General features: G+C 31.3%; 31 protein-coding genes, 1 tRNA gene and 3 pseudogenes. 16 read left to right on the top strand and 19 right to left on the bottom strand.

All coding sequences use genetic code 11. From position 1 onward, the window contains the following. Positions 1 to 31 precede the first annotated feature (31 nt). Together AAHM86_RS03370 and AAHM86_RS03365 are read right to left on the bottom strand one after the other, a co-directional pair. Positions 32 to 496: a transposase gene (locus AAHM86_RS03370; protein WP_342268292.1), complete on the bottom strand. Its 465-nt coding sequence runs from the start codon at positions 494 to 496 to the stop codon at positions 32 to 34. Between the two features lie 69 nt (positions 497 to 565). Further along, a complete protein-coding gene (locus tag AAHM86_RS03365; protein WP_342268291.1) occupies positions 566 to 979 on the bottom strand; it encodes an IS110 family transposase in 414 nt (137 codons plus the stop codon). A gap of 1,852 nt (positions 980 to 2,831) precedes the next feature. Here AAHM86_RS03365 and AAHM86_RS03360 point away from each other — a divergent pair. Together AAHM86_RS03360 and AAHM86_RS03355 are read left to right on the top strand one after the other, a co-directional pair. Next, positions 2,832 to 3,134, top strand: a complete 303-nt coding sequence (locus tag AAHM86_RS03360; protein WP_342268290.1) for a hypothetical protein — start codon at positions 2,832 to 2,834, stop codon at positions 3,132 to 3,134. Next, positions 3,131 to 3,430: a type II toxin-antitoxin system YafQ family toxin gene (locus tag AAHM86_RS03355; protein WP_342268289.1), complete on the top strand. Its 300-nt coding sequence runs from the start codon at positions 3,131 to 3,133 to the stop codon at positions 3,428 to 3,430. The genes AAHM86_RS03360 and AAHM86_RS03355 overlap by 4 nt, the downstream gene beginning before the upstream one ends. A gap of 26 nt (positions 3,431 to 3,456) precedes the next feature. Here the strand turns inward: AAHM86_RS03355 and AAHM86_RS03350 are convergent, their stop codons facing one another. Then, positions 3,457 to 4,656, bottom strand: a complete 1,200-nt coding sequence (locus tag AAHM86_RS03350; RefSeq protein WP_342268288.1) for an ATP-binding protein — start codon at positions 4,654 to 4,656, stop codon at positions 3,457 to 3,459. A gap of 278 nt (positions 4,657 to 4,934) precedes the next feature. Here AAHM86_RS03350 and AAHM86_RS03345 point away from each other — a divergent pair, with 278 nt between their 5' ends. From AAHM86_RS03345 to AAHM86_RS03325, 4 genes are all read left to right on the top strand, one after another. Beyond that, positions 4,935 to 5,330 carry an IS110 family transposase gene (locus tag AAHM86_RS03345; RefSeq protein WP_342268287.1) on the top strand — a complete coding sequence of 132 codons (396 nt, stop codon included), beginning with the start codon at positions 4,935 to 4,937 and terminating at the stop codon, positions 5,328 to 5,330. A 15-nt stretch (positions 5,331 to 5,345) separates the two neighbouring features. Continuing rightward, positions 5,346 to 5,831: a transposase gene (locus AAHM86_RS03340; protein WP_342268286.1), complete on the top strand. Its 486-nt coding sequence runs from the start codon at positions 5,346 to 5,348 to the stop codon at positions 5,829 to 5,831. A 421-nt stretch (positions 5,832 to 6,252) separates the two neighbouring features. After that, the gene (locus AAHM86_RS03330) at positions 6,253 to 6,507 is read left to right on the top strand and encodes a type II toxin-antitoxin system Phd/YefM family antitoxin (protein ID WP_342268236.1); all 255 of its coding nucleotides are present in this window, start codon (positions 6,253 to 6,255) and stop codon (positions 6,505 to 6,507) included. A gap of 2 nt (positions 6,508 to 6,509) precedes the next feature. Further along, positions 6,510 to 6,914 (top strand): type II toxin-antitoxin system VapC family toxin, encoded by a 405-nt coding sequence (locus AAHM86_RS03325; protein WP_342268285.1) that lies wholly within the window; start codon positions 6,510 to 6,512, stop codon positions 6,912 to 6,914. A 255-nt stretch (positions 6,915 to 7,169) separates the two neighbouring features. Here the strand turns inward: AAHM86_RS03325 and AAHM86_RS03320 are convergent, their stop codons facing one another. From AAHM86_RS03320 to AAHM86_RS03300, 5 genes and pseudogenes are all read right to left on the bottom strand, one after another. Beyond that, positions 7,170 to 7,427, bottom strand: a complete 258-nt coding sequence (locus AAHM86_RS03320) for a type II toxin-antitoxin system RelE/ParE family toxin (RefSeq protein WP_342268284.1) — start codon at positions 7,425 to 7,427, stop codon at positions 7,170 to 7,172. Beyond that, positions 7,427 to 7,681, bottom strand: coding sequence for a hypothetical protein (locus AAHM86_RS03315; protein ID WP_342268283.1), 255 nt, complete (start codon positions 7,679 to 7,681; stop codon positions 7,427 to 7,429). Before AAHM86_RS03315 ends, AAHM86_RS03320 begins: the two co-directional genes overlap by 1 nt. Positions 7,682 to 7,885: 204 nt before the next feature. Next, positions 7,886 to 8,563, bottom strand: coding sequence for a hypothetical protein (locus AAHM86_RS03310; protein ID WP_342268367.1), 678 nt, complete (start codon positions 8,561 to 8,563; stop codon positions 7,886 to 7,888). 20 nt (positions 8,564 to 8,583) lie between these two features. Beyond that, positions 8,584 to 8,763, bottom strand: coding sequence for a hypothetical protein (locus AAHM86_RS03305; RefSeq protein WP_342268282.1), 180 nt, complete (start codon positions 8,761 to 8,763; stop codon positions 8,584 to 8,586). 96 nt (positions 8,764 to 8,859) lie between these two features. Then, positions 8,860 to 9,402 (bottom strand): annotated as a pseudogene (locus tag AAHM86_RS03300) (recombinase family protein). A gap of 635 nt (positions 9,403 to 10,037) precedes the next feature. Between AAHM86_RS03300 and AAHM86_RS03295 the strand changes: the two are divergent. Then, on the top strand, positions 10,038 to 11,054 hold the full coding sequence (locus tag AAHM86_RS03295) for an IS3 family transposase (RefSeq protein ID WP_342268281.1): 1,017 nt from the start codon (positions 10,038 to 10,040) through the stop codon (positions 11,052 to 11,054). A 12-nt stretch (positions 11,055 to 11,066) separates the two neighbouring features. Further along, positions 11,067 to 11,234, top strand: a pseudogene (locus AAHM86_RS03290) (IS3 family transposase); the annotation flags it as partial. Between the two features lie 51 nt (positions 11,235 to 11,285). On the opposite strand, the pseudogene AAHM86_RS03285 reads toward AAHM86_RS03290, so the two are convergent. The 4 genes and pseudogenes from AAHM86_RS03285 to nth all read right to left on the bottom strand — a co-directional run. After that, positions 11,286 to 11,579: pseudogene (locus AAHM86_RS03285) on the bottom strand (transposase); the annotation flags it as partial. Between the two features lie 178 nt (positions 11,580 to 11,757). Continuing rightward, positions 11,758 to 12,294 (bottom strand): transposase, encoded by a 537-nt coding sequence (locus AAHM86_RS03280; RefSeq protein ID WP_342268280.1) that lies wholly within the window; start codon positions 12,292 to 12,294, stop codon positions 11,758 to 11,760. Positions 12,295 to 12,620: 326 nt separating this feature from the next. Next, positions 12,621 to 12,708 (bottom strand) — tRNA-Ser (locus AAHM86_RS03275). Positions 12,709 to 13,120: 412 nt separating this feature from the next. Beyond that, positions 13,121 to 13,759, bottom strand: a complete 639-nt coding sequence (gene nth / locus AAHM86_RS03270) for an endonuclease III (RefSeq protein WP_342268279.1) — start codon at positions 13,757 to 13,759, stop codon at positions 13,121 to 13,123. 50 nt (positions 13,760 to 13,809) lie between these two features. Between nth and grxD the strand changes: the two genes are divergently transcribed. After that, the gene (gene grxD / locus AAHM86_RS03265) at positions 13,810 to 14,142 is read left to right on the top strand and encodes a Grx4 family monothiol glutaredoxin (protein WP_342268278.1); all 333 of its coding nucleotides are present in this window, start codon (positions 13,810 to 13,812) and stop codon (positions 14,140 to 14,142) included. A 22-nt stretch (positions 14,143 to 14,164) separates the two neighbouring features. Here grxD and AAHM86_RS03260 read toward each other — a convergent pair whose 3' ends face one another. From AAHM86_RS03260 to AAHM86_RS03235, 6 genes are all read right to left on the bottom strand, one after another. Beyond that, positions 14,165 to 14,569, bottom strand: coding sequence for a response regulator (locus tag AAHM86_RS03260; protein ID WP_342268277.1), 405 nt, complete (start codon positions 14,567 to 14,569; stop codon positions 14,165 to 14,167). 1 nt (position 14,570) lies between these two features. Continuing rightward, on the bottom strand, positions 14,571 to 14,921 hold the full coding sequence (locus tag AAHM86_RS03255) for a sensor histidine kinase (protein ID WP_342268276.1): 351 nt from the start codon (positions 14,919 to 14,921) through the stop codon (positions 14,571 to 14,573). Beyond that, positions 14,896 to 15,336, bottom strand: a complete 441-nt coding sequence (locus tag AAHM86_RS03250; protein WP_342268275.1) for a sensor histidine kinase — start codon at positions 15,334 to 15,336, stop codon at positions 14,896 to 14,898. Before AAHM86_RS03250 ends, AAHM86_RS03255 begins: the two co-directional genes overlap by 26 nt. A 180-nt stretch (positions 15,337 to 15,516) precedes the next feature. Continuing rightward, positions 15,517 to 16,116, bottom strand: a complete 600-nt coding sequence (gene recR / locus AAHM86_RS03245; RefSeq protein ID WP_341747653.1) for a recombination mediator RecR — start codon at positions 16,114 to 16,116, stop codon at positions 15,517 to 15,519. Positions 16,117 to 16,394: 278 nt separating this feature from the next. Next, positions 16,395 to 16,880, bottom strand: a complete 486-nt coding sequence (locus AAHM86_RS03240; RefSeq protein WP_341751342.1) for an RDD family protein — start codon at positions 16,878 to 16,880, stop codon at positions 16,395 to 16,397. Positions 16,881 to 16,985: 105 nt separating this feature from the next. Then, positions 16,986 to 17,636 (bottom strand): MJ0042-type zinc finger domain-containing protein, encoded by a 651-nt coding sequence (locus AAHM86_RS03235; protein WP_342268274.1) that lies wholly within the window; start codon positions 17,634 to 17,636, stop codon positions 16,986 to 16,988. Positions 17,637 to 17,731: 95 nt separating this feature from the next. Here AAHM86_RS03235 and dapD point away from each other — a divergent pair, with 95 nt between their 5' ends. The 6 genes from dapD (at position 17,732) to AAHM86_RS03205 (ending at position 23,251) form a co-directional block, all read left to right on the top strand. Next, positions 17,732 to 18,553 carry a 2,3,4,5-tetrahydropyridine-2,6-dicarboxylate N-succinyltransferase gene (dapD, locus tag AAHM86_RS03230; protein WP_342268273.1) on the top strand — a complete coding sequence of 274 codons (822 nt, stop codon included), beginning with the start codon at positions 17,732 to 17,734 and terminating at the stop codon, positions 18,551 to 18,553. Positions 18,554 to 18,675: 122 nt separating this feature from the next. Beyond that, positions 18,676 to 19,365 (top strand): polyprenyl diphosphate synthase, encoded by a 690-nt coding sequence (gene uppS / locus AAHM86_RS03225; protein ID WP_342268272.1) that lies wholly within the window; start codon positions 18,676 to 18,678, stop codon positions 19,363 to 19,365. After that, positions 19,352 to 20,032, top strand: a complete 681-nt coding sequence (locus tag AAHM86_RS03220; RefSeq protein ID WP_341755274.1) for a phosphatidate cytidylyltransferase — start codon at positions 19,352 to 19,354, stop codon at positions 20,030 to 20,032. The genes uppS and AAHM86_RS03220 overlap by 14 nt, the downstream gene beginning before the upstream one ends. Continuing rightward, positions 20,010 to 20,327 carry an FtsB family cell division protein gene (locus AAHM86_RS03215; protein WP_341751337.1) on the top strand — a complete coding sequence of 106 codons (318 nt, stop codon included), beginning with the start codon at positions 20,010 to 20,012 and terminating at the stop codon, positions 20,325 to 20,327. Before AAHM86_RS03220 ends, AAHM86_RS03215 begins: the two co-directional genes overlap by 23 nt. Before the next feature lie 14 nt (positions 20,328 to 20,341). Then, positions 20,342 to 20,953, top strand: coding sequence for a ribonuclease H-like domain-containing protein (locus AAHM86_RS03210; RefSeq protein ID WP_342268366.1), 612 nt, complete (start codon positions 20,342 to 20,344; stop codon positions 20,951 to 20,953). A 222-nt stretch (positions 20,954 to 21,175) separates the two neighbouring features. Beyond that, positions 21,176 to 23,251, top strand: coding sequence for an ATP-dependent DNA helicase RecG (locus AAHM86_RS03205; protein WP_342268271.1), 2,076 nt, complete (start codon positions 21,176 to 21,178; stop codon positions 23,249 to 23,251). Between the two features lie 11 nt (positions 23,252 to 23,262). Here AAHM86_RS03205 and AAHM86_RS03200 read toward each other — a convergent pair whose 3' ends face one another. Then, positions 23,263 to 24,918 carry a hypothetical protein gene (locus AAHM86_RS03200; protein WP_342268270.1) on the bottom strand — a complete coding sequence of 552 codons (1,656 nt, stop codon included), beginning with the start codon at positions 24,916 to 24,918 and terminating at the stop codon, positions 23,263 to 23,265. 191 nt (positions 24,919 to 25,109) lie between these two features. On the opposite strand from AAHM86_RS03200, the gene AAHM86_RS03195 reads away from it, so the two are divergent. Further along, positions 25,110 to 25,832, top strand: coding sequence for an alpha/beta hydrolase (locus AAHM86_RS03195; protein ID WP_342268269.1), 723 nt, complete (start codon positions 25,110 to 25,112; stop codon positions 25,830 to 25,832). The last annotated feature ends 32 nt before the right edge of the window (positions 25,833 to 25,864 follow it).

Here is a 25,864-nt window from a genome sequence, read left to right as displayed (position 1 = left end):
GGCTAAAGCCAAGCCAGGATACGAAATGTTTCTAATTTTTATTGCAAGAAGAACTATTTTTGACAATAGAGTGCATAAAAGCTAGTAATTTACGCATAACAGCAACAAGAGCAATTTCTGCTGGTTTATGTTTAGCAATTAAGTGGTCATAAAAATTACGTAAACGCTTATTACATCGTAAGGCAGCTACTGCAGCCATATAAAGAACTCTTCGAAGATTACCTCTACCTGCAAAAATACTTCTTCTACCTTTATAACTACCGCTTTCTCTAGCAAAAGGAGCAAGACCTACTAAAGATGTTAACTGCCTAAAAGTAATATTGCCAAGCTCCGGTGCTTCACATATTACAGTGCTAGCAAGAGTAATTCCAACTGCTGGAATAGAAGTAAGCCGATCAATTTTATCCTTTATTTCTTGAGCTTGAGAAATTAATTCTTTAATACTATCCTCAATCTCTTGTAATTGTTCTGTTAAACTAGCAATATGCTGGTTCAAGGATAAAATGACGACCGCATTAAACTCAGTATCCTGCCTAGCAATTTCTTGATTCTTAAATAGTAATAATTATTCTCTTCTTTTTAATAAAGCATGTAACTGTTGTTGGCTATTACTATCATAAGTAACCTTCATTGGTAAAGCAAAGCACGTTGCATAATCATGCAACAATTTACTATCGATATTATCAGTTTTAGCAAGCCATCCTCTATCTTTAGCATAACTACACACTTTATTAGGGTGTACTGTAGCAAAAGGCAATTTATTTATTTTTAAAAATTCTCTTAAATTATGTTCATATCCACCAGTAGGTTCAAAGACAACAATTAACTCAGATAAGGCAGGATAGTATTTATTAATAGTGCTAAGCATAGTAGTAAAGCCATGTTGATCATTGGTAACTTCAAAAGCCTTGTTGGTAGCTGGTAGATAGATATTTAAAGTTTTTTTACTAACGTCCACACCAATATAAGTTGTTGCCATATAGAGCCTCATGATTTATATTAATAATAGGATATGCTACATACTCATACGCAAGGTTTAAACCTTATGACATCGTTCGTAGTCTTTATCCAAAACAGGATGGGTCTTTGCTGAGGTACGAAGTCTTTAAAATTCAAAGCTTCAATTCGATATACAGTTTACCCATCCTACCACTAAATATAACTGATCATGTTATATTTATCATGGTTTTTTTATTGTATGAGTTCGATATAAGAATTAATAATTCTTATATCGATACTTGCTTTGTTATAAGGAAAAATGCACTCTTGAAGCGGCTGACGCGAGTGCATTTTAACTTTTTTCATCATTCAATATGTGATTTTAATTATTAAAATCACATATTGAATGGAGTATTATATTTTAACAATCAGGTGGGCAGCCGCTTCAAACCTGATTGTTTCTATATATAATACTGAATTCGATGTAACTTGTTACATCGAATTCAGGTTAGGTAGGATTATTTTTGTTTCTTAGTTTATGGTGTAGTATTACTAGAGTTAGCAAATACTCTAAATTCATCAAGTAGCATTTTAAGATGCAGATTTATATCTTCTAACTGAAAGGTAGTATGTAATAGGTGATGTTCCTTCTTAATCTGATTTGATTAAGCCATTTGATCGAGAGGAGGATTAAGAATATCTGCCCAATGGTTAGGCTAAATGCTCCAATGACCCAAACTAATATTTGGTAATGCATGTTCCAGTTCCTTTGTTGCCAAGTGTTGTGCTTGTTCAGTTTCTGCTAGATAAAGCTGTAAAAATAATGGGGTTGATTTGGCTAAGGAATTTGTATATGATCATAGTGATACCTCTACAAAAGGGTTATTATTTAAATAGCATTTGATGTTGTTTGATTAATGCTACTAGTAAGTACTTTTGAGCCTGCAAAACTTTGAGTACTTACCAGTTAATTGTAATACTCAGTGTAATACTTAAGCTTTATTTAAGAGTAGAGCTTAAGTGTTATACTGGCTTTTTTAGTTTGAGATTTATAGCTAATCTGATTAGCATTACTCCGTCATTGCGAGGAGTGCGTAAGCACGACGAAGCAATCTAGAAAAATTAAATTTGGATTGCTTCGTCGCTACTAAAGTAGCTTCTCGCAATGACGCCAATTTATATGGCTAAATACTAATCGGATAGCTAAACCAAAATGTGTATTTTGGTTTCAAAAAAATAGTCAGTAGTTACTGACCTATTTTTTATGGTCTCATCCTATTTTTGGGAGTTTATTATAGTTATTTTTAAGGTGTCAAGACAAATCTTCTGAGCAAAGCTCCAATAGTGATTCTGATCTAAATAATTTATAGCAATAGCACTAATAAAACGCTCATTAATATGTTAAAACATATATATTACTTAACATATTTTTCTAAAGTATCTATTATGATCTCTGTCATTGAAGCTTGCTGATTAACAGCTTTAACTTGGATAACTAACTAAAGCTAAATTTAAGAGTTTTTGATTAAGTATGTTAGACCAATAGCCTCTACTTTTTCAGATAATTTAAAATTGAGTTCGCTACGCTCACAAAAATTTAAATTTAGGTTTCTCAAAAATCAACAACACCTATGCTTAAATTTTAAAAGAGGTCAATAAAGGAAGAGTATTTTTACTCTTAAGGGTATTTATAAAAGCATTCCATTATACCTTATATATCTTTTAATGCAAAATACAAATACATATGCTGTACTAGTCTGTAATCGCGAAATTGAGCGGTTTATAAATAAATTTCATCTTCATTTCATGTAACATTATTCTTTTTTATTGCAATGTCATTTAATAAAATATAATATTATAATGTTCATTACAACATTTACACAAATAAAATTATGTCTAGATTAAGCTTAGATATTTCGGATGAATTTCATCTTAAACTAAAGATACTTACAACTTGGAAAGGTGTTAGTATCAAGAGTTTTGTTATACATGCATTAAACAAACAAATTGAGTTAGAATACAAATCTCGCACGTCTAAAAATGTGTTGAATGATGAAACTATAAAAATTATAGAAGAGTCGTTTCAAGGTATTAATGTTAATTATTGTAATTCAAAAGAAGAGTTTTTTAAACATCTAGATAAACTACAAGGAGAGGTAGAACAAGAATTAGCTGAAGAAAATAAGATACAATGACTTTTAAAATACTATATACCACTAAGTTTGAAAAAGAATTTAAGTTAATGCTTAAACGAGGTAAAGACAGAAAAAAACTGGATGAATTTATTAATTTAATAGAAGAAGGGCTTAATAAGGATGTTAAACATCATTTATTATTACCAAATAAGTACCATTTGCATAAATTATCTAGTAATTATTCTGGTCTTTGGGAATGTCATTTAGAGTCTGATTGGTTATTAATTTTTGATTTAAATAATAAAACATTAATATTAGAAAATACAGGTACTCACAGTGATTTGTTTAAGAAATAAATAGAGTATAATCCTAATATAACTTGTTAGATATTTAAAAAATTATGAGTAAAGAACCAAAAATAATTTGAAGAAACTGGGTTAATAAAAAAAGATAGATTATGAGTTACAAATGACAATCCAAACTCTAAGATTAGTTGCAAATATATATTGATGTCTCCAGGAAAAATGATTTTTATTTGATCAAGTTTTAAATCTTCTAAACTGATTTTGATTGATGGTGTAATTTTAGGAGTATCAGTGTACTTAAATTCAAATCCTATACGTTTACCATTTTTGAAAATTAAAAGGTCTATTTCCGCCATGTTATGAGAAGACCAAAAATAATACTCTTCTGTTTCTGCATTGTAATATCTAATGGTTTGTTCTAAGGCAAAACCTTCCCAAGATGCACCTATTTTAGGGCTATAGATAATAGCTTCACTATTATTTAGTCCTAAGAGAGTATGATAAATGCCACTATCTCTAAAATAGATTTTTGGTGTTTTAACTTGTCTCTTTTTTAAATTTTCATACCATGGTTGCAGGACTCGAATCATAAATGTTCCTTCTAAAATATCGAGATAATGCTTTACCGTGTGATAAGAAATACCTAAAGATTTACCTAACTCTGAAGCATTAAATATCCCTCCGTGATAATGACAAATCATAATCCAAAACTTACGTAACTGCATTGCAGGTATCGAGAATCCCAAATTTGGTATATCTCTCTCTAAAAAGGTTTTGATATAATTTTGTCGCCATAAAAAACTTAATTCATCACTTTTAGCAAGATATGATAAAGGGAATCCTCCACGTAACCATAATTGGTTAGTGTCTGAAATTTCTGATATCTCAAATGGGGTCATTTCTATGTAACCAATTCGTCCAGCCAATGTTTCTGAACTTTGTTTAATTAAGTCTCTTGAGGCACTTCCTAATACTAAGAACTTAATATTTTCTCTGTCTGCTAACACTCTAATAATAGAAAATAAATTAGGTTTATATTGGATTTCATCAATAATAACGAAACCTTGTAAGTCGGAAAGAGCAAGCATCGGTTCTCTAAGTCTTGCTAAATCTAAAGGGTTTTCAAGATCAAAAATATTAATTTGGGGGATATTCTTTAAACTAGCAAATTGTCGAGAGAATGTTGTTTTACCGCACTGTCTTGGTCCAAGTAATGCACAAACTTTATGAATTTGAAAATGTTGCTCAACTAGTGAAAGGAATTTTTGTCTAAGCATTTTAATTTACTAACTATGAAAATTAGCAATTATACTTCTAATTTTCATAGTTAGTAAATTATTTTGTGCTTATTAATGGTTTCTAGTAATTTTTTATATTAGACCTTATATCTTAAAAATGTGTTATAAGTAATTAAAGAGGGTAACTTGAATAGACCTTGACTAAAATAGTCGCTAAGAGAATAAGTACCCTCTTTTTGGTAGTTTACCTTGAACAAATTGCAGAAGGTGGTCTTAAAAAGAGCAGCCTTGCACCATAAGATGAAGGAGATTATATCATGAATAAAATAATAGGTCTAGACGTAAGTAAAAACTGGCTTGATATATGTGTATATAATACAAGAGATAAACCTAAATATCATCGTTTTGCCAATGATGCAGCTGGTCATGAAGAGATGATTAAATTAGCAAAAGAGCAAGAGATTAAGCTAATAATATGTGAACCTACTGGAGGATACGAAGCTGAGATTTGTCAAAAGCTGGATAATAATAACCAACAAATACATAAGGTCAATACATATAGTTTTAATTCTTTTAGTAAATCGGTGAATTTGTGTAAAACTGATAGGAAGGATGCATTTAAATTAGCATATTATGCGGATAAGATGCAGCTTTCAGCGAATTATATATATCAAGTTGAATCAGAGACTTTGAAGAGATGTCAGCAAAGATGAGAAGATTTAGTATTAATGCTTAGCAATGAAAAGAAAAGACTACATCATAGCATTGATGGTATTAATAAAGAGAGTATAGAAAAACACATTAAATTTTTACAAAATGAAATAGCTGAGCTTGATAAAAAGTTAAACAAAACAATAGATGAGTCAGAAGAGTTAAAAGAGAAGGTAAAAATATTAGAGACTGTACCTGAATTAGGGGATAAAAATTATAGTAGCAATGAATTGTCATCAATTGTTGGTATAGCTCCATATGCTCGTGATAGTGGTAATAAGCAAGGACGAAGATTTATTCGAGGAGGCAGGAAAATACCCAGAGATGCTTTATACATGGCAGTATTAGCTGGTAAGAATGGTTTCCAATATTTAAAAATTTTATATGATAGGCTTGTTAATAATTTTAAACCTAAGAAAGTTGCGATAGTTGCTTGTATGCGTAAGTTACTTGAAGTGTGCCATAAACTTATTCAACAAAAACGTGTTTTTGTTATTAAATAATATTTATCTATTTTTATAAAATTTAGATAAAAGATAATTGCTCTTTCGAAACTCGCTTGTGCTGAGGGATTTGAAGGAGACGCTTCACCTCGAACCGCAGCGTACTCTAATTCCGTTACGGATTCGAGTACCGCATCGACGTACAAATCACCAGCAGAAGTAGAGTTTCGAAAGAGGTCTATTAACTAAACATCGCGGTCTATATGGTGGAAGACCAGTGGCTATTAATCCCGAGAAAATGGGAAAAATCCAAGAAGCTCTAATAGTTGGCAAAATATTAATTTAACAATCAGATGCAGAGCCGTCTCAAATCTGATTGTTTCGATAATACATTGATAAAAAATTTTATAGCATTTTTTTAAAGTACTTTTTAAAGTACTAATTATAATAGAACTAGACAATAAACTAGATAACTCTTTTTATGCAAAATTCAATTACAGCTTTTGATGCTAAAACTCATTTTTCTAAAATATTAGACCGAGCTAGCAAGGGTGAAGAAATATTGGTTACAAGGAGAGGAAAGGCTGCTGCAAAAATTGTTCCAGTTAATACTGTACAAGATATTGAAATTGCAGAAATGGCAGCTGTAAGACTTAGAAAACTTGCTAAAGAAATTAATTTACAACCATCTGATTTAGAAGAATGGAAAAAATATAGAGATGTAGGAAAGAAGTAACTATGACATCTTTTGTTTTAGATTCTTCAATAATTCTTTCGTGGTTTATGCCTGACGAGATAGCCTCTTTGGATTTATTAAAAAAAACTGTGAAAGAAGGTGCAATTGTTCCAACTATTTGGTTACTTGAAACAGGTAATGTTTTACTATGTGCAGAGCGTGCTAAGCGTATTACTGTAACTCAACGTAAACAAGCAATGTATATTTTAAAAGATATTCCAATAAAAATTGATCAAACAAGATTAGAACATGCTTGGTTTGAAACAATGGAATTAGCAGAGTATCACGGATTAACATTGTATGACGCTAGTTATTTAGAATTAGCATTACATTATAACTTACCACTAGCGACCTCTGATAACTTACTAAAGCGTGCTAGTCAAGCTGGAGGAATTGTTATTATATAGGCCACCATAAGGCTATTACAGAAGAATTTTTGTTTTAAAGTTGTTGTGTGATACCTAAAAAATAAATATTTACACTAGAATGTCTTTAGAAGGTGTATTTAGAGTATTATTTTAATAGCTATCCGATTTTTTAAGGTGAACTATCAAACGACCTAAAGTTTATTAGGGTTCTCTACACAGGAAGAAATTCGTCCTTTCCTGTGGAGAACCCCTTTTACCTGTGTCTATCGCTTTATTTTTGTATAAATAGTGCTATTAATAGCCATCTTTGCGATGGCTTACTCTTGTTATAATTATCATCTTTTCAGATTCCTCTATTGCATAAGTAACACGGTAATCACCGATTCTATATCTCCAAAGCCCCAAATGTTTGCCTTTTAAAGGCTTACTATTATTACCACGAGGTTCTTGAGTAAGGTAATTTTTAACTTTATCAGCTATGGTTAAAGCAACAGTTTTTGACAGTCCCCCTAATTGATGGAGGGCTTGATCCTTCCAAGAATAATGATACACTATTCCTCATGACAATTAGCGTTTATAAAAGCTTCTACTTCGTCACCATTATGAAGCTTTTGAGACATATCTTTCCAAGTCTTTAATGCTTCATCTGCATCTTTTTCATCGTTGATTTGTTCTAGCATCTCATTGATATATTTTTTTACAGCTTGAAGAGCTAGATAACTTTTTGATCTATCAAAATGAGAAGCAATAAGATTTAAAGATTTTGCATCTTCATCAGGTAACTTCATAGTTAATGATACGCTCATAAATACCCCTTCGTTATTTCTCGTATATTCTCGTATATTCTCGTATAAATGTCAATAGAAAAAACTAGTTATTAAACCAAACTAAATTTTCAAAGTTACTAACTTGAAGTTGGCATAAAGTTAATTCAAAAAATCTTCGTCCTTTCCTGTAAAGAACCCCGACTAGTTTCATAGTTATTAGCAGTTCCTTCTTTGCTCATCGGCTTACTCTTCTTTTAACTGTTCTATTTTTTCAATGGTTAGCCCGGTAAATTCAATGATTTCATTTATTGGTTTTCTTTTAGCCAACATCTTTTTTGCTGTAGCTATAGCATTGTTTTCTTCGCCTTCTTCCCTACCTTTTTCCTCAGCTGAAAGTAGATAATCACGTTGTTTTAAGGATTCATTGACATATTTATTATAAGCTATACGTTCTTTAGTAGTCATTTTAAGAAGATTAAGACGCTCAGCTACTTTCTTCATATAAGGTGACTTAAAATCATCCCTAACCTCAGAATGTTTAGCCACATATAACCATTCATCCATTTCATTTCTTATGATATCATTAAAAATTGGTACAGAAATAATAAAATATTCCGGAAATAAATTATGAATATCAACTACCTTATCATATTTATCGCTACTGTGTAATTTTCTAGATGACTCGTGTTCTATTTCTTTAAAAATAGTCTGACCGTGATATATAGGTGATTTCATATTTGCATAAGCAAAATATATTAAGTTGATATGAAATATTTTTTTGATGCTAGTATAATCCTGACTAGCACGAATAGTATCAACAATCAACCGGCTAGTATTAAAGCAAGCTTTATGTAAAAAGTAACCAGCATAGTAGCTATCTATTTCAACAATATATTTATGACCTTGTTGGTCTTCAACAATAACGTCAGCAACACTTTGTTTTAGCTCCTCACTTTCTTTATTACTTTCACACCATCAAGCAAGTTAGTGATTTTTACTGCTGGATAGCCAGCATCTTGAAGTATTGCCGAAATAAAGCCCTCGATTATCTCGTAATCACCTTTATTCTTGAGTAGATATTTAATCGCATAGTCCAACGATACTAACGTTTTTTCACTCATAAGTTATCCTCATTATAAAAAAATCTTTGTTTAAAAAATACTTTTTACCATTGTAAACTACTAATCTTAGCATAGTCTAGTATAGAAACACTTTAATTATGCTAACTCTGCTTGCCAGTTATAAAGGGTTTGTCTAGAAACTTTTGCCATTTTTGCTATATATGATACTGGATAATCGCCAGTTTCCATCATTTTTACATATTCCTTTCTTACGGATTCATCTGCTGAATAAACTCGACCTTTATACTTTCCTAGTTCTTTTGCTCTTTTCACCCCTTCATAAATTCTTCTATTTATTAATCTTCTTTCAAAATCAGCTATAGAACCCATCATATTAAACATCAACATTCCTGCATCTGTTCCAGTATCCATTTGTTCCTTTAGACTTTGAAAATTTATAGAATGCTCTTTTAAGTGGCTAATTATATCTATCAAATCTTTTAAACTTCTACCTAATCTGTCAATGGAAGCAATTTAAATTTTATCTAATAGTTTTGTTAGCTCAGGTCTTTTAGAATTCGTATCACTAATAATTTCAAAATAGACTTCTTTACATCCCACAGTTTTTAATAAAGCTATTTGTTGGTCTAAAGATTCGCGTTGATGTTTAGTAGAGACTCTAGCGTAACCAATTTTCATATTTTATACCTTATTTGTTAGCACAGAGAGTTATTATATATCATTTTAGTATAACTGTCAAATAATATGCTTATATTTTACATTTACTTGCTTTACATTTATATTTGACGGTTTATGATTAAAAAAACCCAGTCACAATCTACTTCCTTCAAATTTACAAGACTGTAAAGTTAAACATATGTCTAACTTTACAGCTCGTCGTTATGATAACGCACTTGGGCAATTGTCATGTCTTTTTCAAAATCTAATAAGTTAGCTATGTAACATAACAAATATCTAACCTCATTGTTCGGGAGGTAAAATAGGGTGACATGAGGGAACGTAGCCCCTCTCATTATCCCCCCTGAAAAATAGGGGATAATGAGAAGATAGTGACAAGATACTTTAAGCAAGAACTCTTCCCCTACTTAGGTGTAGAGCAGGGGGTGATAGAAGGGGGCGTGTCGTGTCGCCCCCTTCTAAACCCCTTTGTAACATAAAAGATGATAAAGTTCATATAAGTGGTGAAATAATTAGGTATAGTCAGTTCATTCAGTTTTTGCCAACAGTATAATGGACTGAAGAAAATGGACAAAAAAATAGAGTTAAAAGTTTCCTAATTAAGATAAAATAATAAGAAAAAATTAGGAGAAAAAATGACAAAAGAAAAAGTAAGAGTTTTTAGTGCTGAAGAAAAAACTAGGATAGTATTAGAAGTGCTGAAAGAAGAGAGTCCATTATCAGTGATAGCATCAAAATATGAGATAAACTCCAAGACAATTAGTAATTGGAAAAAACAATTTATATCAAATGCAGCATTGGCTTTTGAACCAGCAAAACTGGTAAGTAAATATCAGGAACAAATTAATATGCTGAAAGAACAAAATGATGAATTAGCGAAAACTCTTGGAAAAACAATAGTAGAGAGAGATTGGGCTGTGGGAAAGCTACAAAGCTTGGACTTATCAAATAGAAAAGAATTTGTCGATTCCAAGCTAGCAATGTTACCAAAGACAAGGCAATATGAATTATTAAAGATTAATCGTTCTTCAATGTACTATAAAGCAAAACCATTTAGTGGGTATAACTTAAATATTTTAAATAAAATAGATGAAATATATACTGATAATCCTGAATTTGGTTATCGTTATATCCATAGACAATTATTAGAAGATGGCTTGGTTATTGGTAAGGATCGGATTCTAAAATATATGAACATGATTGGCATAGAGGCTATTTATCCAAAGAGGAAAAAGTTAACATCTGGAAAAGATAAACAGCATAAAATTTATAGTTATTTGCTTGATAAATATTGGTCTAATCTAGGTACAAGTAAAACTGTAGATGTACCTAACACTAACGAGGTTTGGAGCGGAGATATCACTTATGTTAGAACTAATTCGGGATTTATGTACATGGCGGCAATTATAGATTGGCATAGTAGAGCTGTGTTGAGTTATAAATTGTCAAATAGTATGGATGTAAGTTTGGTAACTGAAGTATTGCATGATGCACTTAACAAATATCCTGCACCGCAGATACTTAATAGTGATCAGGGCAGTCAATATACTAGTCATGAACACATTGAAATTTTACAAGAGCATAACATTAAAGTTTCGATGAATAGTAAAGGAAGAAGTATTGATAATATAATTATGGAGAGATTTTTCTGAACTTTAAAATATAATTGTATATTTATTAATGATTTTAAAGATGTTAAAGAGCTAAAGAGTGGTATTGATGATTACATCAATCACTATAATTATAGAAGATTCCATTCAAGTATTGGTTACAAAAAGCCTATGAATGTCTATCTAAATTCTATACAAAATTATGAACAAATTGCAGCTTGAAAAATGCAAAAATGGGAAACAACATTATTATTTTTTTGTCTTGATTTTTCAGTCCAGTATCAACCATTCGAAATCAGGAGCATTTATAAAAATATTTAGTACATGCTCCCATACTCCATTATCGCGCCATCTACAGAATCTTCTGTGTACATTCTTCCAATTCCCATAATCAGGTGGCAAATCTCTCCAAGGAGCTCCTGTCCTAAATATCCACATTACTGCATTTACAAAGGTTCTATTATCTTTTGCAACCCCTCCCCAACAACCTTCCCTGCCAGGCAAATGCCTTTGTATCTTATTCCAAAGTTCATCATTTATATCATGTCTTCTATGTGCTAGCCCCATAACTATTATCCCTATTACTATAATTAGTATAAACAACTTCACAAATTATTCAACTATAATCTCATGACGACATGCCCTAGCATAGAGTGTACAGGAGTTTCTCATGATAAAAGCCATAGTTAAAACAATTTACGCAAGCATCCATAATAGAAGTCAATAAAAAAATAATAACTTAACCTCAGTTTGACGTAAGGAGCAATTTTTGTGCTTTTAATTTATTAGGCTTTATTGCTGGTTTGCGTGGTTTGAAGCAATAAGCTATAAGCCCTGAGATTATATTGACAAATGCATTAGTTGGACTTCGATGCCTTGAATGCTCAATTTGGCAGCAATTTTTTAACTGATCTATTACAGTCTCTACGATACCCCTTTTACCTAAAAAGAACTCCTGAATCTCTGTCATTATACGTACTTTCATGTTCTTTCTCACTTTGGTAAATATATCTACTGCTTGCTTTTTAAGCTGCTTAATAATAGGCTGTCCTAAATACCCCTTATCAGCAAATAGCCAACCTGTGTAAATTGTAATCAGGTTTTGCCCCCCTATTGTAATAGACTTCTTTCGAAACTCTACTTCTGCTGGTGATTTGTACGTCGATGCGGTACTCGAATCCGTAACGGAATTAGAGTACGCTGCGGTTCGAGGTGAAGCGTCTCCTTCAAATCCCTCAGCATAAGCGAGTTTCGAAAGAAGTCTATTACAATAGGGGGGCAAAACCTGATTACAATTTACAAATTACCAGTTTTCATGCAAGAAACTATCAACGATAAAAGTTGACGAGACGTTTTACTTAATTGTTTACCACAATTATTGGTAAGATTTCCCCACTCAGGCAGGATGAAATTACCAACAAAATTATAAAAGACAATATCTTGATTTTCAACTATAGGGCGAGAAAAATTAACGATTCTGTCATATTCCCCCTTTGTAATAGGGTTAAGAATATATTTTTTTGTAGGTCAAATTTCAGGAAATTTGTCTGAGAAGTTACATATGAAATTTTTAGTAAAGTAAAAAAATCCTGAAATCCTGATAAGAACTGGCGGAGAGGAGGGGATTTGAACCCCTGACACGTTACCGTGAACACGCTTTCCAGGCGAGCGCCTTAAACCACTCGGCCACCTCTCCATCTATGGGAATTCAGAATAACAAGTTACATCGAATTCAGTATTATATATAGAAACAATCAGGTTTGAAGCGGCTGCCCACCTGATTGTTAAAATATAATACTCCATTCAATATGTGATTTTAATAATTAAAATCACATATTGAATGATGAAAAAAGTTAAAATGCACTCGCGTCAGCCGCTTCAAGAGTGCATTTTTCCTTATAACAAAGCAAGTATCGATATAAGAATTATTAATTCTTATATCGAACTAAGGTTACGTAAGCAATAGGTTTGGTATACTATTCGTCTTTAAAGTGTTAGCATTGTCTTACTATCGGGACTTTGCGTACTCACATACAAATATACGATTAGTTAACTTGCCACTCGTACTCCTAGCCAATTCTTTAAAGCAGAAGTGTATCTACAGTTTGCTACTTCAGAAAATTATTAGCATAATATTCACAATATTCTTTAACTGGGCAAGCAGGGCAATTTAGTACTCGTGCTTTGCAAATATACCTACCAAGCAATATCAACCAGTGATGAGCATGTTGTAACCATTTTTTATCGATAACTTTAACTAATTCAAGTTCTACTTTTTTGGGAGTATTACTATTTGCCAGTCCTAATCTTTTAGAAACTCTAAATACATGCGTATCAACTGCGATAGTTAACTTACCAAAGAGGCAATTCAATACTACATTAGCAGTTTTTCTTCCGACACCTGGCAATTTAATTAAGTCATCAAAATTGTTAGGTACTTTGCTGTCATACTTATCTATCAAAATTCGACAAAGTGCAACAATATTTTTTGCTTTGGTTATAAATAAACCTATTGATCTTATATAGGTTCTTACCCCTTCTTCCCCGAGCTCTAATATTTTTTCTGGTGTATTATACTTCACAAACAATAATCTAGTTGCTTTATTAACTGAAACATCAGTTGCTTGTGCGGATAATATCACCGCTACTAATAGAGTAAAATTATTAACATATTCTAGTTCCGTTCGGGGAGTAGGATTATTTTGACTTAAAATTTCAAAAATTTTATCAACTATTTGAGCTTGCATAATATAACATTTAAGAGTAAAAGAAGTTATAATTTTTATCAGGTTTAGGAATGTTAGAGAATAGAAATTTTGATTTTATAAAAAATGAAATTGCTAATCATGATATTGTATTATTTATGAAAGGCACTGCCAATTTTCCTCAATGTGGTTTTTCTGCTACCGTTGTTTCTATCTTAAAAAAACTTGGCGTAGAATTTCGTGATATTAATGTTTTAATCAATCCTAGCTTACGTGAAGATATCAAATCTTTCAGTAATTGGCCTACCATACCACAGCTTTATATAAAAGGGGAATTGATAGGTGGCTGCGATATAGTACGTGAGATGTATGAAAACGGTGACCTTGTTTCATTATTAAAAAATAAACATATAATATCTAAGTAACCTCAATTAGATATAAGAATATTTATCTTATATCTAATTGCCTTATAGTTTCAAGCAGTTCTTCGTTTTTATAAGGTTTATGGATTAGGTATGTTGCTTGTTCTTGTAAGAGCTTTTGCATTTCCTGATGATTGCTAGACAAACCAGTTTGAAAAATTATAGGAATATGTGCAAGGTTCTCATCACTTCTTATTTGTTTATGTACTTCACAACCTGTCATATCAGGAAGAGAAATATCAAGAAATATTAACTCTATTGTATTAGCATGTGTTTTAGATAAATTAACTGCTTCTTGTCCGGAATAAGCACTGATAATTTTATATTTTTGTTCATAATGTAGCACTAAGTTTATTACGTCATGGTAAATTGGTTCATCATCAACAAAAAGTATAGTAAATACTTTTGCAATATTATCCTTTGTAAGCATTTTATGTCTCTTTTTTATCGTATACAGGAATCATAAATTCTAATTTTGTTCCTCTTTTACGGTTATTCTCGGCATAAATATAACCATTATGAGCCAGTACAATTTCTCGGCAAATAGATAAACCAACACCTGTACCAAGAAAATTATTATTAGTTCGTGAACTACGAGTAAATACTTCAAAAATAGTCTCAAGTTCTGAGTCTGGAATTCCTATACCTGTATCGATTAGGCTAAAGCACCAATAAGGAATATTTTCATGATTTTTTAAATCAATTACCGCTATAATTAATCCTTCCTTAGTATATTTGAGTGCATTATTAAATAAATTATTTAATCCTAATTTTATCTCCATTAATCATTGCTTTTGTAATACTATGATCAATAAGAATAATATTAATTCGATCGTTAATTATGTTTAATTCTGTAAGTTGCTGCACGGTCTCTTTTATAGAAGATAATAGATCCATAGCAACAAAATTAAACTGCATTTTCCCGGTACTAAACTTAGATAGGTCTAGTAGGTCATTAATTAATTTTATAAGACGTTGATTATTTTTAGCTATTATACTGACATACTTTACGTGTTCTTGCTCATCCATTTTATCCCAATTTTCATATAAAAACTGAGCGATACTACTTCCCCCATATATCGAAGTCCTAATTTCGTGAGTAACGTGATTCAAAATATTATCTTGCTCTGATATCTTTTGTTCTAACTCTAATATTTTAGTTTTTGAATTATTTCTTAAATTAAACCACGAAAACATCTTGTACCTGCAAATATAAAGAACTACAGGAATCAAAAATATGACTAAAATAGTCCAAAAAAATTGGTACATATGCTTACTTTAGTTAAAATAATTATATGCAAGGTAAAATATAAAATAAACTAATGAAAATATCTAAAAATTTCAAATTAACATTTCATATAAATAATTTTTAATAAATTAGTCAAAAGGCTGTCTTAAGGTTATTGCAGCTGATAAAGTTCCTTCATCTAAATAGTCTAGTTCTCCACCTATTGGAATGCCGCTAGCTAATCTTGATATTTTGATAGTATAATCTTTAAAATATTCAGTAATGAAATAAGCTGTAGTTTGACCTTCTAAGGTGGAATTAGTTGCAATAATTATTTCATTAATGTTATTCTCTTGGCATCTAGCTAGTAATTCTGGTAGTCTTAATGCTTTAGAATTATGGCTATTTGCAGTTGACAAATTATGTCCTAGTACATGATAATATCCATTAAAAATGCCACTACGCTCTATTGCCCACAATTCTGTCACTGTTTCAACAATTGCTATAATAGATTTGTTGCGATCATCAGATGAACATACTCTACAAATATGATGAGAATCTATGTTACCACAAATATCGCACTTGACAACATTATTATCTACGTAAGAAAGAGCTGAAATTAAACCTTTTAACCTAACGTCTTTTTCTTGTAAAAGATGCAGGACTATACGCCTTGCTGATCTTTGACCAAGACTAGGTAGTTTGGAGAAAAGATAGATCAACTGATCTATTTCATTTAGTTTATTCATTTTAGCATACCTTTACTACTTATAATAACCTCAAATATCGATGTAACAAGTTAATATTAGGCTCAGTATCATCCTCATTAGGGATGAGATATCATTTTTACTACTAATAATCTAGTGATATACTCAAATGATTTGAAGAATTGGATTTGAAAATGAGTGGTGAGCATGCTAGGCATACATACAGTATAGTTACGCATGCGAATCCATGATATTTTCAAAAAACAATTCTTCAAAGCAGAAGAGTATACTACAACTTTTAAAATTAATACTATTGTGTTTTAACTTTTAATAACCACTGTTCCAGCAATTTTATCATGCAAAGCTTGGCGTTGTTTAGAAAAGAGTATAAACCAAATACCAACTAGCACTAATACATATCCACAAAATCTTTTAATTAATTGCCATTTACTAGGTTTTCCAAGAGTGATTGCGTCTACTATTTTCATATGCATAACCATTTTTCCTGGAGTAGCACCCAAATAAATCCAAAAACCAATAAAATATGTTGCAGCTAGGGCAAAATTAATTATAAACATTAAAATAAATAATGTAAGAACATTACTAGCAGTTACATTTTGAACTAACTCCGGTTTCGTGCTACCCATTATTAATATGTCCGCTATACTAGCTTTAAAAAAAAATAAAGACAGTCTAGATAACATAAAGTGGGTGATCGGAGTTGTAAAAATTGACAACAAAAACGAATCTAAGCAAGAAGCAAAGAGCCTAGGAATTAGTTTAGGGTATATAATTTGTTTATTCATTTTTTTCTATATATATCACGGAAGTTCGATGTAACAAGCTACATCGAACTTCCGGTTATGTTATGGGAGTATTTGAATTGATTATAAGTCTCTTTCAAAAGAAGTCTAATGTAATATGAAATCTAAACTATTACCAAGCATAATATTTAACAACTCACTTGAACGAGGAACTACATCAAGATACGTAGCGATGTCGATATGTTGCTTAGGTGGCAATTTAATATTTTTTTGATTCATTATATAGGATTTTACTGTTACATATTTTTTATTGAGCAATCTAACCCGAATAAGTGGTATTGTCACATCATGGTCAGAAGTATTACTTATCCTGTAGGAAACTTTAATTTGTCCCATTTCTTTATTTTGTTCAACATGTATATTTCTTATAGTTAATATATTATTATTCTCTTTATACAGAGCTGGTATATTAAACTTCTCGTGAAATAACATTAATAATAAGAAGACAATTAAACTAAGCCACAATAATATAGATAAAATATGCGATTGCTCAGGAATTTTAGTTGGTAATAAAGCCGGTAAGTTAGTACCTTTGGTTAAATATATTTTATTATTTTCATTAGTGCTAGCGTTTTTTGTGTTATTATCTGATATAATGGGAGGTTCTTGCTGATCAAGCTCTGCCTTTTGATACCATATATGGTGGCATTTTGAACATTTGACCTTCCTACCAGTCATACCTATTTGTTCTTTTGAAACTATAAAGGTAGTGTTACAATTTGGGCAAGCAATACTCATTTACGTGATCTAATTTGTATACTCAAATTTGAGTATATAGGTTGACTTAAAAATAAAGTAAATTATGATTTTTTTAATAGTTTAGCAAGGACGTTATGCAAAAACATATCAATACTATAGAAGAATTGTGGCAAATACGCGATAAATTAACTAAGGATTCAGAAAAAACTAACTACGCCAAACAAATATTGAATAATATTATTGATGGTTTAAATCAAGGATTAATTAGGGTTTGTGAAAAAGAAGGGGCTGATTGGCGAGTTAATCTTTGGGTAAAAAAAGCAATTTTATTACATTTTATTGTAACTGATTCGCAAATCCATTCTGGTGATTGTATGAAATGGTATGATAAAATTGCTCCCAAATTTGCTACAAATCATAATGAAGAATTATTTAGAACCCATGGCTGTCGTATCGTTCCCGGAGCATTTATAAGAACGGGGGCATATTTAGCTAAAAACGTTATTGTTATGCCTTCTTTTATTAATATAGGTGCATATATAGGAGAAGGAACAATGATTGATACTTGGGCCACCGTAGGATCATGTGCACAAATAGGAAGGAATTGTCATATTTCCGGCGGAACAGGTATTGGTGGGGTACTAGAGCCAATACAAGATACCCCGGTAATAATTGAAGATAATTGTTTTATAGGTGCAAGATCAGAAATAGCAGAAGGGGTTTTAGTAGAAGAAGGAAGTGTAATTAGTATGGGAGTATTTATTGGTGCATCTACCAAGATAGTAGATAGGGAAAGTGGAAAAGTAATTTATGGTAGAGTTCCGGCCTACTCAGTTGTAGTACCAGGCAGCTTACCTGCTGATTCAGGAAAACCAAGTTTATATTGTGCAGTAATCGTTAAACAGGTGGATAAAGGAACTAGAAGTAAAGTATCCATAAATGATCTATTACGATGAAAATTTCCTATAACTGACCGCAAATATATGTTCATTAATGGCATTTCTGTGTTATTATATAGCTAACCTGAGCAATAGTAATGGTGATAACTTCTAGTCATCCCAGCGTATATACAATAAATATGAGTATAATCAACACAGTAAATCATTTAGCCATAATCATGGACGGTAATGCAAGGTGGGCTTTAGAAAAAGGCTTACCAAAATCTGAGGGACATAGAGCAGGTGCTAATAGAGTAAAGAAATTATTACCAGATTTTATAGAACTTAATATACCTTACGTGACACTTTATACTTTCTCATCAGAAAATTGGCGTAGGTCAAAGACTGAAGTGACATTTTTACTAAAATTATTACGTTATTATCTAAAAAATGAGACTACACTACTACACAAAAACGGAGTCAAAATAAAAGTTATCGGTAGATTGGATATGTTAGATAATATGTTACAAAAACAAATCCATGATGCTATAGAATTAACAAAACATAATAATAACATAACTCTTTGTATTGCTTTTAGTTACGGCGGGCGAGCAGAGATTGTTGACGCATGTCAGAAAATCATCAATTCTAGTAAAACACAAATTAGCGAGAATGAGTTTGGTAATTATCTATATGATCCAAGAATGCCTGATGTAGATTTGTTAATTCGTACTGGTGGTCTATGTAGAATCAGTAATTTTCTACTATGGCAAGCTGCCTATGCTGAACTATATTTTTTACCTAAATACTGGCCTGACTTTAACAAACAAGATATACTAGAAGCGTTAAACGATTATTCAAAAAGAAAAAGGAATTTTGGTGCTAGATAAGAGGTCTAATATAGTAGTAAGAATATTATCAGCCCTAGTAATAGGACCAGTATTTATTATAGCGATAATGTTCATTAAGTCATTATTTTATATAATTATGTTATTAATTGCCATAATTATGTCATATGAATGGTATCAAATGACAAAATCGTCCTTTTCCCATATATTACTGGGCTTTGTTATCATTCCCATTCCCACTATATCTTTAATAATAATTGCTACTGAAGATAAAAATCGATGGCTATTATTACTATATTTCATTATAATATGGTCAGTTGATATATTTGCTATGATTGGTGGGAAGAATATAGGCGGACCTAAGCTGACCCCCAAGATTAGTCCTAACAAAACTTGGAGTGGATTAATCATAGGGGTATTAGCTAGTGGGCTTACAGCATTTTTATTAAGTTTAGTACCTAGCTTTGACTTACCAACTGACTATTTATTAAACAAACGGCACTTAATTATAGCAGCTATTTGTTTAGCACTAATAGCACAAATGAGCGATTTATTTATTTCATATTTTAAGCGTAAATTTGCTATAAAAGATACTGGTACTATAATACCAGGTCATGGCGGTGTTCTAGACCGATTTGATAGCATAATTCTTACCGCTCCAATATTATTTTTATTATTAAAATATTATGAATTATCAATATTTTATTGATTCAGTTAAAAATTCCAAAAAGATAATATTTAATGTTTTGCTATCTTTATTATTAGCTTATTTTATCTTCCATTCTATTTGTGGTAATAGAGGGATAATTGCTTATTTTACATTAAATCAACGACTCGAAAAAACCTATAGTGAACTAGAAAATTTAAGGGCAGAACGAATTGAACTTGAACATAAAGTAAAACTACTTAGACCAGAATCTCTAGATAGAGATATGCTTGACCAAGAAGCAAGAAGAGTTCTAGGGGTAGCGTCGCCAAAAGAACAGGTTTTTACCATAAAATAACTTAGGAGGTTATTATCAGTATTATAGTTTTTCAGAATGATCTCCCGGAAGATTTTAATATTGCAGGAGACCTAGCAATCGATACAGAAACGATGGGATTAAACTTACATAGGGATAGGTTATGCCTTTTGCAACTGAATAATGGAGATGGTAAGGCTTACTTAGTAAACTTTATTGACAAGAATTACGCAGCACCTAATTTAAAAAAACTATTGCTTGATAAGAATCGATGCAAAATATTTCACTATGCTAGATTTGATTTAGCAGCAATAAGAAAATATCTTGGAATAGATTTGGAGAACATATTTTGTACAAAGATATCTTCTAAACTAGTTAGAACCTATACTGATGCTCATGGTTTAAAAGACTTATGCCGTGAATTACTTTCAGTCCAAATTTCTAAACAACAACAATCTTCCTACTGGGGAAGGTTGGATCTTACAGCTGAACAAAAAGAATATGCTGCCAAAGACGTCCTTTACCTACATCAACTTCGTGCTACCTTGCAAGATATGTTACTGACCGAAAATAGGTTAGATATTGCAAAACAGATTTTTAAGTTTTTACCTATTAGAGCCAACTTAGACCTAGTAGGATGGAACGATATTGATATTTTTATGCACTAAACTCTAGATGCTGTAAATAAAATATAGTTATTATTGACCTGAGTTCGATGTAACAAATTAATATACTCTTCTGCTCCTACGAATTGTTTTTTGAAAATATCATGGACTCGCATGCGTAACTATACTATATGTATGCTACGCCTGCTCACCATTCATTTTCAAATCCAATTTTTCAAATCATTTGAGTATATTACATCGAATTCAGGTTAATTAAAAAAATATATGTTAACAATTAACAAGTTTTTTTTCTCGCTGATTAAATCACGTATTAACGTTAGTGATAATATAATTATTGGACTTAAAAGATTGGGAATAATCAATTTAAGAGATTTGTTATTTTACCGCCCTACTTCTTATCAAGTTAAAATAATTTCACCAAGTTTATCTTCACTAAAAAATGGTCAGTTAATTCAAACTGAAATAACAATTGAAGAAGTGCTTGTGCCTAAGAACAAAAAACAGCCTTTGAAAATCTTAGGATACAATGAGACTGGCTCAATTCTGTTGATATTTTTTAATAGGCCCTCTTATTTTATCCTAAGTAAACTTACAATAGGCAGTAAACATACAATTAATGGCAAGGTACAAGTTTTCTCTAGCTTACCTCAAATAGTCCACCCAATATTTATTTTGGATCAAAAACTTACCAGCCCCCTAGAACCAATCTATCCTTTGACCTATGGGATAATTAATAAGCAACTTTATTCCTATATAATAAAGGGCCTTGATTTGTTTGAGAAAGAGTGGTGCTGTATTCCTGAGAGTTTTCAAGAAGTGAAGGACTATACTAAATCATTATTAGAAGATTTAAAAACTTTACATTTATATCAGGTTAAAACTAAGCAATTAGAAGAATTACATACTCAAGCTTTAAGACAATTGGCAGAAAAAGAACTTTTTGCTAATCAAATTTCATTACAATATCTCCGCCAGCAAACAAAATTAAAACAAGGTAATTCATTTACGGGGTCTAGTCAGCTACAACAATCAATACTTAAGACATTAGGCTTTGAACTCACATCCGACCAAAAAAAAGTAATAGAAGCAATTGAAAAACATCAATTATCTCCTACAGAAATGATGTGTTTACTCCAAGGCGATGTTGGCTCTGGTAAAACATTAGTAGCTTTATTGACAATGGTCACTGTAGCATACCATAAATTTCAAGCTGCACTAATGGCCCCTACCGATTTATTAGCAAACCAGCATTACCAATTCTTCGTTAAAGCCTTAAGTGAAACCGGAATAAGGCTTGGTTTACTTACTGGAAAAATATCTACCAAAGAACGAAATAAAGTTCTATCAAGCTTAGAAAATGGAGATATTGATATATTAATTGGCACTCATGCATTATTTCAAGAAAAAGTAAACTTTAAAAATTTAGGTTATATCGTCATTGATGAACAGCATAAATTTGGTGTACAACAACGGTTAGATTTAATTAATAAAGCCTCTCATCCCGATGTTTTGGTGATGACCGCAACCCCTATTCCTAGAAGTCTTACTTTGACCATGTTTGGAGATATGGATATTGCTAAATTAACAAGCAAACCAAAAAATCGACTACCAATTATTACTAGCATATTGCCAAAGACCAAGCTAAATGACGTAATCTCAGTTTTAGATAAAAAGCTAAAATTTGGAGAGAAAATTTACTGGATATGTCCCCTTATCGATCAAAATGATGAAGAGTTAACAACACAGGCAAAAAATACAGGATTAACCGACATCAACACTAGACTAGTTACCATTGAGAATGCCTACCCTAACATTACAGGTACTATACATGGCAAAATGAAAAATGAGCAAAAAGATATGATTATGCACCAATTTAAGAATGGTAATATTAAAATCTTGGTTGCTACAACTGTAATTGAAGTGGGTATCGATGTACCAGAAGCAACCTTAATAGTCATAGAAAATGCTGAACAGTTTGGTTTAGCTCAGTTACATCAGATAAGAGGTAGAGTTGGACGTGGAACTTTACAATCTCATTGTATTATTCTATATGATCCTCAAAAATTAACTATGGTTGCAAAATCTAGATTTGAAGTGATGAGAAACAGCAATGATGGTTTTTATATAGCAGAGCAAGATCTACTCTTAAGAGGTAGCGGAGAAATATTAGGAACAAAGCAAAGTGGTGAAATAAGATTCTTTTTTGCTGATCTAGCTAGAGATTTAGACCTTTTAACTAAAGCCAATAAATTAGCAGAAAAAGGTTCAAAAGATCTTTCTAAATTCTCTTTACTTCAAATAAAATTATTTGCTAGAGTAGAGTTGAATGAATTGAACTAACAGTTCAATCGTTATTCATTCAGATTATATTTAGCAGAATATTCCCACATAGGATTCCAATAGGATTCCAATAATATTTTACTAGCTTCTATACTATCTACAATAATGCCAAATTGTTGTAATGATGTTGGGTAAAAATTATGACTACCAAAATAAAAAACTTTGTCATCTACTATCCAAAACTTATTATGGCTTCTTGCATTGGTATTGATAATATGATTATAACTTATATAAGCAAGATGGAGATGCTGTTTTAATTCTTGTGCGGCTATTTTACTCTCAACATGATAATTAGAAACTATCGTATTAAGTATATAATCATATAAATATTGTAAATCTACATGATCTGAGTAATTAAATCTGAATAAGTTGCTGGTCACTATATATGTATCTACTGCATTATTATGTATAGCATATGCTATTGCTTGAATAATATTGCCATTAACAGTACTAATTGGTGGCAGTACTTTATCTAGCAGTGGATAATTACTCTCTTTAAAAAATAGGGCTTGTTGGCTAATTTTGATAGAGCGAGTAGCATTTTTTAGAGCAAATACCCTTGCAATTTCTGATTGATCAGCATCATCACCAATGCCAATTCCATTGTTCAATTTACTAATAAACATTGCCTGTACAGGTAATGAACTATTAACATTAAATTCGTTATTTAAGGAAATAGCTTTAGCACATTTTGTTGAAATATACCCCTTCTTATATGTATAACAACGGTTTACTGCTATAGCTCGATGATGTTGTACATATTTCCATAATATATTAGCATAAGTTGTTGCCCCATTTACAACAGGTCCAAATATTTTAATATTGGCATCATTAACTGGCTCTGCTTGAGTGTAATCCTGACCAAATAAATTTTCTCCACCAGTGATTAATGTATTACCATCCACCGCAATAATTTTGCCATGATTCCAAGAGAAATCAAGAGAGATATCATGTTGTTTCTCTTGATTTCCACAATTGGATTTAAATGTACATGACCTAATATTAGCAATTGATATAATTAGTTTATTATTGGCTGGTAATTTAGAAATAATATTATTTAAATAGCTTTTCATCCATTCAGGTGGGACTTCTTTATACGTACCATATAATAACCGTAATAATAAGCGTATAGTTATAAGATGAGGAGAATTAATGCTTTTTTTACCTAGCGTTATGATAGCATTTTGCAACATAGCAGTAAATGCTCCTGAACTAAAGTAATTTCTACCAATAGTTGTAATATCTACAGATGTAGTAGCGTTAATAATTGTATTATACATAGTGTTTAACACATTATATGCATTTGTTAAACATAATGTTCTATTATCCAAAGTAAAATCACCAGTTTTACAAGTACTGATTCCGCGACAATCTGATTGAGTACGGCATGTTGGGACAAAAAATTGTGCATCTATCACGTTATCTGCAACTGGCGTAAGCCCTTCTCCATATTCTTCTAAAGTAGCACCCCAAATATTTGGCGTTTGCAGTAACCAATTATTTGCTATTAAATAATTGGTTGAAGGTTTATTATAGGTAATATTGTTGTAACTTGGATATGTTATCAATAAATGCTGATATATGCTATCAATTGACAATGGCTGTGCCAAAGCGGTTGTAATCGTAAATAATAAAAGTAATAGTTTAATAATTAATATATTCTTCATGGTTATTTAAACGTACAAATTTGCATAATAAGAACCTAGCGGAAATACTAATTGATATCTAGGGGAATTTAAAAGTCAGTCTTATAACATTACTAACATATAGTTATCTTGAAATCTATAAAATGGCATGTTATAATTTTATTTTTTGGTCTTAGTGATCGATATAAATTGATATATTATATGTTATAATTATGGCTAACGTTTTTTTTAATGGTCCTGCCGGTCGGATCGAAGGGCTTTATACTAAATTTAGTAATCCTAAAGCCCCCCTTGCTTTATTATTACATCCACATCCGCTTTACGGTGGTACTATGAATAACAAAGTGATTTACAATATATATAAATCATTAGTAGCTAATGGGTTCACAGTACTCAGAATTAATTTTAGGGGCGTTGGACGTTCCCAAGGAGAGTTTGATAATGGTATTGGCGAAATGACTGATGCTGCAACAGCACTTGATTGGCTGCAACTTAACAACCCTACTAGCAGTCTAAATTTGATAGCGGGGTTTTCTTTTGGAGCATGGATAGCCATGCAACTTATCATGAGAAGGCCAGAGATTAATAATTTTATTGCGATATCTCCGCCAGTGAATAAATATGATTTTTCGTTCTTATCTCAATGTCCTATTTCTGGCTTTGTAATACAAGGTGACAATGATAGTATTGTACCAGAAGAATCAGTGCTTGAACTAGTAGATAAATTATCTAAGCAGAAACATATAACTGTCGATTATAAGATTATCCAAGGAGCCGATCATTTTTTTCGAAACAAACTTGGTGAATTTACCCAAGCAATTAATGATTACTTACAATTAAGGTTATTGAATAATCAGGTTACGCATTTAAAGAAGGATTTTTTTACTGAAGAAAATTTAGCAAACAAACCGCTACAAAAGGTTTTTTTAGATTAACTGCAATTAACAATTAATTATAAAGAGTTAGA

This window comes from Candidatus Tisiphia endosymbiont of Empis tessellata, from assembly GCF_964031035.1.
GTDB lineage: Bacteria > Pseudomonadota > Alphaproteobacteria > Rickettsiales > Rickettsiaceae > Tisiphia.
The sequence above is the reverse complement of the archived record's forward strand: the minus strand, read 5'-3'. Positions and strand labels throughout refer to the sequence as shown.